The 12,340-nt window shown below is 69.5% G+C and carries 12 protein-coding genes; 6 read left to right on the top strand and 6 right to left on the bottom strand.

Annotated elements, in window-relative coordinates:
* Nucleotides 1–2 precede the first annotated feature (2 nt).
* Nucleotides 3–422: a MaoC/PaaZ C-terminal domain-containing protein gene (locus tag G3M57_RS07905; RefSeq protein WP_056755167.1), complete on the bottom strand. Its 420-nt coding sequence runs from the start codon at nt 420–422 to the stop codon at nt 3–5.
* A 7-nt stretch (nt 423–429) separates the two neighbouring features.
* Nucleotides 430–873 (bottom strand): MaoC family dehydratase N-terminal domain-containing protein, encoded by a 444-nt coding sequence (locus G3M57_RS07900; protein WP_163229839.1) that lies wholly within the window; start codon nt 871–873, stop codon nt 430–432.
* A gap of 161 nt (nt 874–1,034) precedes the next feature.
* On the opposite strand from G3M57_RS07900, the gene G3M57_RS07895 reads away from it, so the two are divergent.
* Entirely contained in the window at nt 1,035–1,838 is an 804-nt protein-coding gene (locus G3M57_RS07895; RefSeq protein WP_163229837.1) for an SDR family NAD(P)-dependent oxidoreductase, read from the top strand.
* Nucleotides 1,839–2,012: 174 nt separating this feature from the next.
* Here the strand turns inward: G3M57_RS07895 and G3M57_RS07890 are convergent, their stop codons facing one another.
* From G3M57_RS07890 to G3M57_RS07880, 3 genes are read right to left on the bottom strand one after another with little or no spacing between them, the layout of a single operon-like run.
* Nucleotides 2,013–2,579, bottom strand: coding sequence for a nuclear transport factor 2 family protein (locus G3M57_RS07890; protein ID WP_163229835.1), 567 nt, complete (start codon nt 2,577–2,579; stop codon nt 2,013–2,015).
* On the bottom strand, nt 2,576–3,283 hold the full coding sequence (locus tag G3M57_RS07885) for a hypothetical protein (protein WP_163229833.1): 708 nt from the start codon (nt 3,281–3,283) through the stop codon (nt 2,576–2,578). Before G3M57_RS07885 ends, G3M57_RS07890 begins: the two co-directional genes overlap by 4 nt.
* 2 nt (nt 3,284–3,285) lie before the next feature.
* Nucleotides 3,286–4,668 (bottom strand): phenylacetate--CoA ligase family protein, encoded by a 1,383-nt coding sequence (locus G3M57_RS07880; protein ID WP_163229831.1) that lies wholly within the window; start codon nt 4,666–4,668, stop codon nt 3,286–3,288.
* A gap of 192 nt (nt 4,669–4,860) precedes the next feature.
* Here G3M57_RS07880 and G3M57_RS07875 point away from each other — a divergent pair, with 192 nt between their 5' ends.
* A complete protein-coding gene (locus G3M57_RS07875) occupies nt 4,861–6,024 on the top strand; it encodes an NADH:flavin oxidoreductase (RefSeq protein ID WP_163229829.1) in 1,164 nt (387 codons plus the stop codon).
* 3 nt (nt 6,025–6,027) lie between these two features.
* Here the strand turns inward: G3M57_RS07875 and G3M57_RS07870 are convergent, their stop codons facing one another.
* Nucleotides 6,028–6,852 carry an ATP adenylyltransferase family protein gene (locus tag G3M57_RS07870; RefSeq protein ID WP_163229827.1) on the bottom strand — a complete coding sequence of 275 codons (825 nt, stop codon included), beginning with the start codon at nt 6,850–6,852 and terminating at the stop codon, nt 6,028–6,030.
* A gap of 153 nt (nt 6,853–7,005) precedes the next feature.
* Here G3M57_RS07870 and G3M57_RS07865 point away from each other — a divergent pair, with 153 nt between their 5' ends.
* The 4 genes from G3M57_RS07865 (at nt 7,006) to G3M57_RS07850 (ending at nt 12,337) form a co-directional block, all read left to right on the top strand.
* On the top strand, nt 7,006–7,773 hold the full coding sequence (locus G3M57_RS07865; RefSeq protein WP_163229825.1) for an SDR family NAD(P)-dependent oxidoreductase: 768 nt from the start codon (nt 7,006–7,008) through the stop codon (nt 7,771–7,773).
* Between the two features lie 129 nt (nt 7,774–7,902).
* The gene (locus G3M57_RS07860; RefSeq protein ID WP_163229823.1) at nt 7,903–10,011 is read left to right on the top strand and encodes a 3-hydroxyacyl-CoA dehydrogenase NAD-binding domain-containing protein; all 2,109 of its coding nucleotides are present in this window, start codon (nt 7,903–7,905) and stop codon (nt 10,009–10,011) included.
* Between the two features lie 11 nt (nt 10,012–10,022).
* Nucleotides 10,023–11,135, top strand: coding sequence for an acyl-CoA dehydrogenase family protein (locus G3M57_RS07855; RefSeq protein ID WP_163229821.1), 1,113 nt, complete (start codon nt 10,023–10,025; stop codon nt 11,133–11,135).
* Nucleotides 11,132–12,337, top strand: coding sequence for an acyl-CoA dehydrogenase family protein (locus G3M57_RS07850; protein ID WP_056755200.1), 1,206 nt, complete (start codon nt 11,132–11,134; stop codon nt 12,335–12,337). The genes G3M57_RS07855 and G3M57_RS07850 overlap by 4 nt, the downstream gene beginning before the upstream one ends.
* Nucleotides 12,338–12,340 lie beyond the last annotated feature (3 nt).

Genomic DNA, 12,340 nt, shown 5'->3' with positions numbered 1-12,340 from the left:
GGTCAGCCGATCCGCACCAGGGCGTCGCCCACCAGGGTGACAGGGCCGTCGACGACCGTCGCCCGCAGCGTCAGCTTGGCCAGCCGCTCGCCCTTCTGTTCGACGATCTGCTCGACGATCCCGTCACAGGCGACCGTAGCGCCCAAGGGCGTGATTGCGGCGAACCGGACGCCGAACTGGCGGACGGCCGTCGCCCCGGCCCAGTCGGTCAGGGCCCGGCCCAGATAGGCCATCGACAGCATGCCGTGAGCAAAGACGTCGGGGAAACCCGCGGACGCGGCGAACGCCTTGTCCACGTGGATCGGGTTGTGGTCCCCCGACCCGCCGGCGAACAGGGCCAGGGTCAGGGGCGTGATCGGCCCGGTCGTCAGGGTCGGCAAGGGGTCGCCAGCTTTCAGGGTCGATAGGTCATGCGTGCTCATGCCGGCCTCAGTTCCTGATCACCGCGACGCTTTTCAGCGTGGCGCAGACGACGTCGTCCTGGTTGCGGGCCAGCGTTTCGAGCACGACGAACTCCAGGGCCCCGCCCTTCTTGTCGTAGATGTCGGCCACGGTCTGGCGCAGGCGAAGGGTGTCGCCGACGCGGATCGGGTGGTGATGCTCGAACACCTGCTCGCCGTGGAGCATGCGGGCCAGATCGGCCTCGATCACGTCCAGAACCAGGTTCTTCTTGAACGGGCTGAGGTTCAGCAGGGTCTGGGGATAGGTGGGCGGGGTGGGGATCCGCTCGTGACCGGCCGCGCGCGCCGCTTCGGCGTCCAGGAAGACTGGATTGGTCTCGCCGATCGCCTGACAGAACAGGCGCAGTTGACTGAGTTCGACGTCGATCGAGACCTCTTCCGTCGTGGCGCCGATATGCTTGCGGTCGATCATGGAACTCCTCGCGGACGACTGTCCGTTTGAATCCCACGGGCGCGAGGCGGGGGCGAGTCCGCGCCAAAGGCTATCGCTGTTGCGATCAAGCGCCTCGCGCCACGCGACGGCGCGAAGACCATCCCTTACCTAGATCGGGGGATCGCAACAGGATCGAGATCATGACGCGACTGGCAGGTTTGGTTTCCATCATCACCGGCGCGGCGTCGGGCATCGGCGCGGCCACGGCCGAACTGTTCGTGGCCCAGGGCGCGCCGGTCGTGATCGCCGACATCGCGCTGGACAAGGCGGAAGCCACGGCCGAGCGACTGCGCGCCGGCGGCGGCGAAGCGATCGCCATGGCTTGCGACATCGGCTCGGAGGACTCGGTCAAGGCCGTGGTCGCCGACACGGTCGCCGCCTTCGGCAGGATCGACGTCGTGGTCAACAACGCCGCCGCCACCTTCCTGTCGGCCACCCAGGACGGCCCGCTGCTGAAACAGAGTGTCGAGTTGTGGGACACGCTGATGGCGATCAACCTGCGCGGCCCGATGCTGATGTGCCGGGAAGCCGTCCCGCACATGGTCCGCCAGGGCGGCGGCGCGATCATCAACATCTGCTCGAACTCGATGTTCCTGGGCGACCTGGGCAACACGGCCTATGCCTGCTCGAAGGCCGGCCTGGCGACCCTGACCCGCTATGTCGCCGCCCAGCACGGGATCGACGGCGTGCGCTGCAACGCCATCTCTCCCGGCTACATCCCGACCAAACCGGTCACCGACGAACGGCGCGCCAAGCTCGAAAAAGCCCTGCTGCGGCAGAACACCGTTCCCCGCGGCGGAGTGCCGGAGGACATCGGCTGGATGGCGGTCTACCTGGCGTCCGCGGAATCCGCCTTCGTCAATGGTCAGGTCTACAGCGTCGATGGCGGCGCCCAGTCCCACGCGCCGCACATGCCCGACCTGCGCGACTTCCTGGCGGGGTGAGGGCCACTCCCACCACGGCTCTGGGGCGTTCTCAAATCCACCTCATCCTGAGGTGCTCGTCGCGAGCGGCGAGCCTCGAAGGACGCACAGACTGAGCCGCCCGGCGTTCTTCGAGGCCCGCTGCGCGGGCGCCTCAGGATGAGGAAGACAAATTGTTCCTGTCGCCGTCGAGATCTAAGGCGCCGCCGGCCGGCGGGTGATCGCCGAGACGTCCGCATCGCCCCAGAAACTCTTCCAGGTCGGGAAGCGCGGCAGCATCATCGGCGGCGCGTGCTTGGGCGTCGGACCGGGCCAGCGCGCGAAATCCGCGTCCTGCGGCCTCTCCAGCACGTCGCAGGTGTAGAAGAAGTCCTCGACCCGCCGGGCGAAGTACCAGACCCCGTCCCGCCGCTCATAGGTGTCGAAATAGCAGATGGCCTGGACGATCCACTGGTCGCCGAACTCATGCTCGGCCCGGCAGTAGACGCGGCCTTCGGCGACGTCGCCGTCGATGCGGTCGATGGCGTGGCCGGTGATGGTGTGGACGGTGCGATAGAAGTCGCGCACGGCCGGCTCGATGAAGCCGCGCAGGGCCTCGCGCCCCTTGCCGCGCCGCCCGCAGTCGATGTCCTCGACGAACATGCCCAGCCATTCGTCGATGTCGCGCCGGTCGACGGCCATGGCGTAGCGGACGGCCAGTTGCTGGATCGCCAGGTGGGACTCGATCCGGTCCAGCCGCTCCAGGACGCGGGGCTCGGTCATGCCCCGGCCTCGAGCTTCACGACCCCGTCGGCGACCTGGCCCCGGTAGCCCGTGTCCAGCCGATCGTAGCGCGCGGCGCGCTTGGCGCCGGACGTGACCAGGATGCGTCCCTCGCCGTCGGTCTCCAGGATCCACTCCGCCGTGTCATAGGCCGCGGCGTCCTCGCCGGGCGCGGCGATCAGGATCAGCGGACCAAGAGGCGTCATGCGATGGGGGTGCAGGTTCAGCGCCTCCAGCGCCGAGGCGGCCGCGCCCCGCGCGCCGACCACCGGCACGGCGGCGAACACCCTGGCCGCATCAAGGCCGAATGCGGCCATGCCTTCGACGGTCTGCGGACTAACGCCGAGCACGGCGCGCAAGGGGAAGCGCCGGGCGTACATCTCGATGCGCCCCACGTCCCAGGGCGTGGCCATGCCGTTCATCACCTGCGCGCCCAGCCGCATCCCGGCCAGGTAGTAGGGCCAGAACTGGCCGCACTCGCTGTAGTTATGCACCAGGTCGATCAACGAGCCCGCCTCGACGCCCAGCGCGCGCAGTTGCCCCTCGGCCCAGTCGACGTCGGCCAGGACGTCCCGGTTCGAGAGCGGATAATGGACCAGGCCGCTGGCCATGGGCGCGCTGCCGACGCCCCAGATCGCGTCCGGCGCGTCGAAGGTCAGGGCGGCCGAGGTCACGGGCGGAGCATCCAGCACGGCTGTGGTCATCCTCAGGCCTTTGCGACGCGGGGGATCTTGTGGGGCGGGCCCAGCTTGATCAGTTCGCTGTTGGGGATCAGCTCGACCTGCGGGCGGATCTTGATGCGCGCCTCGACCTGGTCGGCCACCCGGCGGGCGACGTCCTCCAGGTCCGGCTCGCCGTCATAGCCGACGCGGAGCTTCAGCTCGGTAAGCTCGCGTTGCGGGCGGATGATCTGGAACAGGGCGGCGGCGGTCTCGGGCACTTCCTCGACCGCCGTCCAGATGTCGCGCGGCAGGATCGAAACGCCGTCGACGACCACCTCGTCGCCCAGTCGGCCGGCCAGCCACAGCCGCACGTGCTCTCGGCCGCAGGCGCAGGGCGCCTTGGTGTAGCGGACGAAGTCGCCGGACCGGTAGCGGATCAGCGGGTCGGTCTTGTTGTGGATGGCCGTCACCACCAGTTCGCCGCCCTCGCCGTCGGCGACATGGCGATCGCCGCCCGGCTCCAGAACCTCGACGATGGCGATGTCCTCCCAGGCGTGGAACCCGTCCTTGGCCTGGCACTCCCAGATCGTGCCGGAATCGCCCAGGCTGGAAAATTCGAACACCTTGACGCCCCAGCGATCCATCGTCCGCTGCATGCGCGGCCCGATCGGCTCGCCGCCGTAGATGCAGGCCTTGAAGCTGGAAAACAGGTCGACCATGTCGATCCCCTTCTCCCGCTCCAGCCGCTCCAGGCCGTAGATCACCGGCGAGGACAGCATGAAGAAGATCGTCGGCCGGTACTTCAGGATCCACTCGACCGCCTGCTCCACCTCGTTGGGATCGTGGTTGAGCATCAGCGGAATGGCGCCGGCCGCCCGGGTGATGCGATGGGCCACGCCCCGCAGGACCGTGCTCAGCTCCAGCACATAGTCGCCGGGACGCAGGCCCAGGTGCCAGTATTCCCGAGGGGTGAAGGGCCCCTCGTAGGGCCGGTTCCAGCGTTCGGCGAAGAGGGTGGGATCGCCGGTCGTGCCCGAACTGGACCCGATGTTGTGGATCTCGGCCCGATCGACGCAGAGCACGCCGCCGAAGGGGTCGTCGTGGCGGTCGCGGAAGTCTCGAAGCGTGTCCTTGTCCATGAACGGCGCGCGGGCCTTGAAGTCGTCCAGGGACGTGATGCTCAGCGGGTCCACCCCGGCCGCGCTCCACACCTCGCGCACGATCGCCGATCGCTCCGCCACCCAGGCCAGCTGCTCCAGGAGCTTGTTTTCCTGCAGAGCCTCGATCTCCGCCCGCGAGGCCGTTTCCACCGCGTCCAGGAAAGGCTTGTCGCTCCACTTGGCGACGTTCTCCCTCTGGTACGCGACGCTGTTGCCCGACGGGTTGAGCGCCATGGCGTCGGAAGGATCGGCGGCGGCGTCGAGCATGCTCGGTGTTCCCTAAGGCCCGCGGGCGCGCCGTCTGACGCGGCGTTGTCGCAGAGTTGTATATTGGCCCCAACCCTCGGATCGAAGCCAGCGGCGCGGTTGATCGGGCATGCGATAATCGGCCGAACAAGGTGGCGCCGCCAGGCTGCGGACGCCACGATCCGCATCCAGGTTGCGCCCGAGGAAGACGATATGACGGCCGGTTCCGGCGACGAGCAAAGTCCGCTGTTCCAACCGCTCGCCGTTGGCCCGCTGACCCTGAAGAATCGCGTCGTGATGGCGCCGATGTCGCGGTATTTCTGCCCCGACGAGATCCCGCACGACGACGTGGTCCAGTACTACGCCCGACGCGCCCGGGGCGGGGTGGGCCTGATCGTCACCGAGGCCACCTATATCGGTCACCCCTCGGCGCACAGCTATGAGAACGTGCCGCGGTTCTATGGCGAGGCCTCGCTGGCGGGCTGGAAGCGGGTGGTCGAGGCCGTCCATGCCGAGGGCGGCAGGATCATGCCGCAGCTGTGGCACACCGGCAGCTTCCGCGAGATCGGCATGGCGCCCGACCGCGAGGTTCCGGGCTTTGGCCCCTCGGAGAACCTCAACGCCTTCGAGAACACCACCCACCTGACCAAGCCGATGAGCGAGACCGACATCGCCGACGTCATCGACGCCTATGCGGTCGCGGCGGGCCACGCCCAGGTCCTGGGCTTCGACGGGGTCGAGCTGCACGCCGCCCACGGCTATCTGATCGACACCTTCTTCTGGCACGAGACCAATCGCCGGAACGATCCCTGGGGCGGTCCCACCCTGGCCGCGCGGGCCCGCTTCGGGGTCGAGGTGGTCAAGGCGATCCGGCGCAAGGTCGGTCCCGACTTCCCGCTGTCGTTCCGCTGGTCGCAGTTCAAGCAGCAGGACTATCGCGCCCGGCTGGCCCAGACGCCGCGCGAGCTGGAGACGCTTCTGGGGCCGCTGTCCGACGCCGGCGTGACGATCTTCCACGCCTCGACCCGGCGCTTCTGGGAGGCGGGCTTCCGCGACCTGTCGGAAAAGACCTTGGCCGGCTGGACCCGGGAGATCACGGGCAAACCCGTCATCGCCGTCGGCAGCGTCGGCCTGGCCGGCGTGGCCTCGACCGCCAAGACCGCGCCGGGCCAGGTCAACAGCGCGACGGTCAGCTTCGCCGACGCCGCCCTCGATGGCGTCGAGCGGGTCGAGGCGCTGATGGCGGCCGGCGAGTTCGACCTGATCGCGGTCGGCCGCGCCCTGCTGGCGGATCCCGATTGGACGGACAAGGTCCGCGAAGGCCGGCTGGACGAACGCATCCCCTTCGAGAAGGAACTGCTGGCCAGCCTCTATTGATCGTCACGCCGGTCCGGCGGCTTCCACCAGCATGGCCATCGGCCCGAACGCCTCCACGGCGTCGAACTGGTCCTGGGAGCGCAATCCGATCAGTCCGGCGAACCCCAGGGCCGACAACGATACGCCCGCGGCCGTCTCCACGCGCCGCGGCACGACCATCAGCCAGTCGCGGGTGATCAGCAGATTGTAGGCGGCCAGCTCGCCGGCCTGGCCGGGCTCCAGCATGCCGTAAGCATCCTGGACCAGCGCCAGCAGCCGGTCGGTGGCGGCGGGCAGGTCGTCGAACGCACCGGCTTCGAAGCGGTGCAGCCGGTGGGCGAAAGGCAGGGCCGAGGTTCCGATCATCGCCGCCACCGACGGGTCGTAGTCCGGGATGAACTGCAGGTGCCGATGCCGCTGGCTGGCGCCGGCCTGGCCGTTGCTGTTGAAGAAGATCAGCCCCGGGCTCTGCGCCAGCATCAGGGCGCAGGCCTCAAGATCGGCCCGCTCCAGCGGTTCTCCCTGCTCGACGAACTGGCGGGTGATCAGCACAAGATGGCCGGCGAACGCCTGGAACTTGTTGAGGATCGCCACGTGGGTGTCCGACAGGTCCGCGACGAACAGGTCCTGTTCGAACGGCAGGAACGGATTGGTCGACGACTTGTCGCCGGCGCGCGGCATCTTGGCCGCCAGGTCCTTCATCGCCAGGCTCGAGAGCCATTCGACCCGGAAGACCATGCCAGCGTCCTCGACGACCCGTTGCTCGGTGACCACCGGCAGCAAGGCGCCGGTGGAAAGCGCATGGGCTTCAGCCCGGCTGATCGCGGTCTTCAGATCCAGGATCGTCATGCTGGTCTCCCGTTCGGTGCGCCGCCATTGTTCTGCCCCCGCCGGCGCTCGGCGAGGGCCCTCACGTCGGCATCGCGCATCCGATGCCTTGGACCCGCCGCTCGTCGGGCGGTAGACGGGTCGCTATCGCCTTGGCGAACACAGGAGATCCCCATGAGCTCGCCCTTCGACCTGACCGGCCGCGTCGCCCTGGTGACCGGCGCCTCCTCGGGACTGGGCGCCCGGTTCGCGCGGATGCTGGCGGCGCAGGGCGTGAAGGTCGTCGCCGGCGCCCGCCGTCTGGATCGGCTGCAATCGCTAGCCGAGGCGATCCGGGCGGAGGGCGGACAGGTCGAACCCGTCGAGATGGACGTGGAGGACGAAGCCTCCATCCAGGCCGCCTATGACCATGCGGAGGCGACATTCGGCACGGTCGACATCGTCATCGCCAACGCCGGCGTCAACGCCCAGGGCCCGGCCACCGACCTGGCGGCCGACGACCTGGGCCAGCTTCTGCGGATCAATGTCCAGGGCGTCTATCTGACGGCCCGGGAGGGGGCGCGCCGGCTGATCGCCTCGCCTGATCCGTCGCGGGGCCGAGTCATCCTGCTGGGCTCGGTGGGTTCGCTGCGGCCGCTGGCGGGGCTGACGGCCTATTCAGCGTCCAAGGCCGGCGTCGCCATGCTGGGCAAGGGCCTGGCCCGGGAATGGGCCCGTCACGGGATCAACGTCAACACCATCTGTCCCGGCTGGATCGTCACCGAACTGAACGCAGAATGGCTGGCCGGCGAAGGCGGGCAGAAGCTGGTCAAGACCTTCCCTCGCCGCCGGGTGATGACCCCGGACCACCTGGACGGGCTGGTCACCTTCCTGAGCTCGGACGCCTCCAGCGCCATCACCGGCGGCGTCTTCGCCGCCGACGACGGCCAGTCCCTGGCCTAGCGACGGCGGCTCGGTCCCGGGTCATCGCCCGGACCATCGTAAGCGCGATCAGAACCCCCGAACGCGCGGGTTTGGTTGAGGCCGCCTTCCCGCCGCGCGTAAGACAGGACGTCAGCTTCGGGAGTTTCCATGTCCGCCGTCGAATACGCCGTCGAGAACGAGGTCGCGGTCCTCACCGTCGCCTACCCGCCCGTCAACGCCCTGAGCCTGGCGGTCCGCACGGGACTGGCCGAGGGCCTGGCGCGGGCCCTGGCCGACAGCGGCGTCAAGGCCGTCGTGGTCATCGGCGGCGGCTCGACCTTCATCGCCGGCGCCGACATCAGCGAGTTTGGCACCCCCAACAGCGCGGCCGAACCCCGGCTGCAGACCCTGCAGGCTCAGTTCGAGGCCAGCCCCAAGCCGATCGTCGCCGCGATCCACGGCACGGCCCTGGGCGGCGGTCTGGAACTGGCGCTGACGGCCCACGCCCGTGTCGCCGTCGCCTCCGCCAAGGTCGGCTTGCCCGAGGTTAAGCTGGGCCTGCTGCCCGGCGCCGGCGGCACGATCCGCCTGCCGCGCCTGACGGGCGTGGAGGTCGCCCTGGAGGCCGTCACCACCGGCCGTCACCTCGGCGCCGTCGAGGCCGAGCGGCTGGGCGTGATCGACGCCATCGTCGACGATCTGCGGGCCGGTTCGGTCGCCTACGCCCTGAAGCTGGCGACCGACGGCGCGCCGGCCCCGGTGCGCGACCGCAACGACAAGGTCAGCGGCGTCGATCCCAAGGTGTTCGACGACTTCCGCGCCAAGAACCGCAAGAAGTGGCGCGGCCAGATCGCCCCGGCCCGCATCGTCGACGTCATCGAGGCGGCGACGAACCGAAGCTTCGACGAGGCCAAGGCCTACGAGAACCAGGCTTTCGGCGAACTGATGGCCAGCGACCAGCGCAAGGCCCTGATCCACTACTTCTTCGCCGAGCGTGAGGCTCGCAAGATCCCCGACGTGCCGGCCGAGGTGAAGCCCCTGCCCGTCCGCAAGGTGGTGGTGATCGGCTCGGGCCTGATGGGGGGCGGCATCGCCATGTCGTTCGCCAACGCCGGCATCGCGGTCAAGCTGCTGGACGTCAACGCCGAAGCGCTGGAGCGCGGCATGGCGGCGGTGCGCAAGACCTACGAGACCTCGCTATCGCGAGGCTCGATCAGCCAGGCCCAGATGGACGAGCGCCTGGGCCGCATCCAACCCATCGGCGGCTATGATGACCTGGGCGACGTCGACATGGCCATCGAGGCGGTGTTCGAGGACATGGCCCTGAAGCAGGAGATCTTCGCCCTGCTGGACAAGGCCACGCCGCCGCACGCCATCCTGGGCACCAACACCTCGTCGCTGGACATCGACCAGATCGCCTCGGCCACCAGCCGCCCCGACAAGGTGATCGGCGCCCACTTCTTCAGCCCGGCCAACGTGATGAAGCTGCTGGAGGCCGTGCGCGGCTCCCAGACCAGCGCGGAGACCATCGCCACGGTGATGGCGCTGGGCAAGCAGATCGGCAAGGCGCCGGTGCTGGCCGGCAACTGCGACGGCTTCATCGGCAACCGCATGCTGCAGTACTACACGGTCAACGCCGAATACATGCTGGAGCGCGGCGCGACGCCGGAGCAGATCGACCGTGTGGCCGAGGCGTTCGGCATGGCCATGGGGCCGCTGGCCATGCGCGACCTGGCCGGCATGGCCCAGGCGGTCAACGTCCGCGCCGTCCGCAAGAAGACCCTGCCCGTCGACGAACGCATGCCCGAGTTGGTCGAGCGGATGGTCGAGGCCGGACGCATCGGCCAGCGCTCGGGTTCGGGCTTCTATCGCTACGAAGGCCGCGACCGCCTGCCCGATCCCGAGGCCATTGCGATCATCACCGCCGAGGCCCAGCGCCAAGGCATCGAGCAGCGCACCTTCACGGACGAGGAGATCCTGGCTCGCCTGTTCCATCCCCTGGTCAACGAAGGCGCCAAGGAGCTGGAGGAAGGCATAGCGATCCGGGCCAGCGACATCGACGTCGCCTGGGTCAACGGCTACGGCTTCCCCATCCATACCGGCGGCCCGATGTTCTGGGGCGAGCAGATCGGCCTGGACAAGGTGCTGGAGACCGCGCGCGTGCTCGGCGCCGAGAACGGCCAGACCCGTTGGGGGCCGTCGAAGCTGCTGGAACGACTGGTCGCCGAGGGCAAGGGCTGGAAGGACGCCCCGGCCCTGATCGCCCAGGGCCTGTAGGATCACAGCTCATGGCCTTCCTGCTCGACGACGACCAGCGCCAGATCGTCCGGGAGGCCGAGCGCCTGCTGGCCGACAGCTTTTCGCCCGACCGCCTGCGCGGCTTGCTGGAGCGGACCGGAAGCCATGACGAGGTCTTCTGGACCGCGTGCCGGGAGATGGGCTGGACCGCGATCACCCTCGCCGAGGCGCATGGCGGCCTGGACCTGGGTCCTGTCGAACTCTGCCTGACGGCGCAGGTCGCCGGCCGCTTCGCCGCCGGCGCGCCTTTCCTGTCCACCAGCTTCGGCGTCAGCGAGGCCCTGCGCCTGCATGGCGCGCCTGAGCTTCGGGCCAGGCTTCTGCCGAGCCTGGGAACGGGCGAGACGATCGGCGCGGTCGATCTGTCCGCCGCGCTCGACGGCGTCCGCCCACCCGAGCTTCGCGACGGCGCGCTGCATGGCGCGCTTGGCCCGGTCGCGGCCGGTCTGCAGGCCGGCTTGCTGGTCACCCTGGCGCAGGACGTGGCGACCGGGACCAACGTCCTGGCGCTGGTCGAGCTCGACGCCCGGACTCGTCGGGCCCCGGTCGAGACTTTCGACAACAGCCGCGGCTACGCCGACCTGACCTTCAAGGGGGCGGCGGCCACGATCCTGGTTGCGACGGACGCCGGGAAAGCCGCGCTGGACCTGCTGGCCCGCGTGGCGGTCGTCGTCGCCTTCGAGCAGTTGGGCGTCGCCGAGGCCTGCCTGGAGCGGGCCCGAGCCTTCGCCAACGAGCGCCAGGCCTTTGGTCAGCCGATCGGCAAGTTCCAGGCGATCAAGCACCGCATCGCCGAGATCTATGTCGCCGCCGAGCTGGCGCGCGGCGCGGCCCTGCGCGCCGTCCTGGCCTTGCGCGACAATGCCGACGACCTGGTGATCCGGGCCGGGGCGGCGCGGCTCTGCGCCATCGAGGCCAGCGAACTGGCCGCGCGCGAGGCGATCCAGACCCACGGCGCGATCGGCGTCACCTGGGAGCACGACCTGCACCTCTACTATCGCCGCAGCCGCGCCCTGGCGCTGGAACTGGGCGCCGCCGGGCGCTGGGAGGATGTCGTGGCCGAACGCCTGGTCGCCCGTCATGCCAAGGACCTGACCGCATGAGCGCCCTTTCCCCCGAACTGGAGGCCTTTCGCGCCCGCGTCGTCGCCTTCATGGAGCCGCATGTCGCTGAGTTCGGCCAGGCCGCGCGCCTGGGCCTCTCGCTGGACGACGACGTGGCGCTCGCCCGTCGCTGGCAGGCGACCAAGGCGGCGGCGGGCTTCGCGGGCCTGACCTTCCCCACCGAGTATGGCGGCGCGGGCCTCAGCCAGATCGAGCAGGTCCTGTTCGTCGAGGAGGAAGCCGCGCGCGGCTTTCCCTCGGCCTATTTCGTGATCAGCCTGTCCATGCCGATCCCGATGATGCTGCGCTACGCGACGCCCGAGCAGAAGGCCCGCTTCGTGCCGCCGGCCCTGCGCGGCGAACAAATGTGGTCACAGCTGTTCTCCGAACCCTCGACGGGCTCGGACCTGGCGGCGGTGCGCACGCGCGCCGTCCGCGACGGCGACGACTGGATCCTGTCCGGCCAGAAGGTCTGGACCACCTTCGCCCAGTATTCCGACTACGGCGTCATCGTCGCCCGCTCGGACCCGGATGCGCCCAAGCATCGCGGCCTGACCTATTTCTTCGTGGACCTGAAGGCGCCGGGCGTCACGGTCCGGCCGATCCGGCAACTGCACGGCGCCGAAGAGTTCAACGAGGTCTTCTTCGACGACGTCCGCATCCCGGACGCCTGGCGCCTGGGCGAGGTCGGGGCGGGCTTCCGCCTGGCCGTCGAGACCCTGATGATCGAACGCTATACGGCCGCCGCCGACGAGACCGGTTTCGGTCCGCCGCTCGACGCCCTGGTCGCCCTGGCCCAGGAAACCCAGGTGGACGGCCGGCCGGCCAGCCAGGACGGCCGCGTCCGCGGCGTCATCGCCCGCGCCTTCGCGACGCAACAGGCGCTGTCGGCCATCCACGAGAAGTCCGTCCTGGAACTGGCCGCAGGCCGCGAGCCCGGCCCCGAGGGCTCGATCCACAAGCTGGTCGGCGCGCGGGGCCGGCGCGAGGTCGCGATCTGCGCGCTGGACCTGCTGGGCGCGGACGGGCTGCGGTTCGACGCCGGCGCCCATCCCCGCCCCAAGACCGACTTCGCCATGTCGTGGATGGACCAGCCCACCCTGCGCATCGCCGGCGGGACCGATGAGATGCTGCTGAACACCGTGGCCGAACGGATCCTGGGCCTGCCGCAGGACTATCGGCCCGACAAGGCGCCGCGCTGAGGC

This window comes from Caulobacter rhizosphaerae (assembly GCF_010977555.1).
Taxonomy (GTDB): domain Bacteria; phylum Pseudomonadota; class Alphaproteobacteria; order Caulobacterales; family Caulobacteraceae; genus Caulobacter; species Caulobacter rhizosphaerae.
The sequence above is the reverse complement of the archived record's forward strand: the minus strand, read 5'-3'. Positions and strand labels throughout refer to the sequence as shown.

What these genes read in the sequence shown, in the direction of transcription:
- G3M57_RS07870 (WP_163229827.1), bottom strand. Translation starts at nt 6,852, where the DNA reads ATGACGATCCTGGATCTGAAGACCGCGATCAGCCGGGCTGAAGCCCAT.
- G3M57_RS07895 (WP_163229837.1), top strand. Translation starts at nt 1,035, where the DNA reads ATGACGCGACTGGCAGGTTTGGTTTCCATCATCACCGGCGCGGCGTCG.
- G3M57_RS07890 (WP_163229835.1), bottom strand. Translation starts at nt 2,579, where the DNA reads ATGACCGAGCCCCGCGTCCTGGAGCGGCTGGACCGGATCGAGTCCCAC.
- G3M57_RS07860 (WP_163229823.1), top strand. Translation starts at nt 7,903, where the DNA reads ATGTCCGCCGTCGAATACGCCGTCGAGAACGAGGTCGCGGTCCTCACC.
- G3M57_RS07855 (WP_163229821.1), top strand. Translation starts at nt 10,023, where the DNA reads ATGGCCTTCCTGCTCGACGACGACCAGCGCCAGATCGTCCGGGAGGCC.
- G3M57_RS07900 (WP_163229839.1), bottom strand. Translation starts at nt 873, where the DNA reads ATGATCGACCGCAAGCATATCGGCGCCACGACGGAAGAGGTCTCGATC.
- G3M57_RS07905 (WP_056755167.1), bottom strand. Translation starts at nt 422, where the DNA reads ATGAGCACGCATGACCTATCGACCCTGAAAGCTGGCGACCCCTTGCCG.
- G3M57_RS07880 (WP_163229831.1), bottom strand. Translation starts at nt 4,668, where the DNA reads ATGCTCGACGCCGCCGCCGATCCTTCCGACGCCATGGCGCTCAACCCG.
- G3M57_RS07885 (WP_163229833.1), bottom strand. Translation starts at nt 3,283, where the DNA reads ATGACCACAGCCGTGCTGGATGCTCCGCCCGTGACCTCGGCCGCCCTG.
- G3M57_RS07865 (WP_163229825.1), top strand. Translation starts at nt 7,006, where the DNA reads ATGAGCTCGCCCTTCGACCTGACCGGCCGCGTCGCCCTGGTGACCGGC.
- G3M57_RS07875 (WP_163229829.1), top strand. Translation starts at nt 4,861, where the DNA reads ATGACGGCCGGTTCCGGCGACGAGCAAAGTCCGCTGTTCCAACCGCTC.
- G3M57_RS07850 (WP_056755200.1), top strand. Translation starts at nt 11,132, where the DNA reads ATGAGCGCCCTTTCCCCCGAACTGGAGGCCTTTCGCGCCCGCGTCGTC.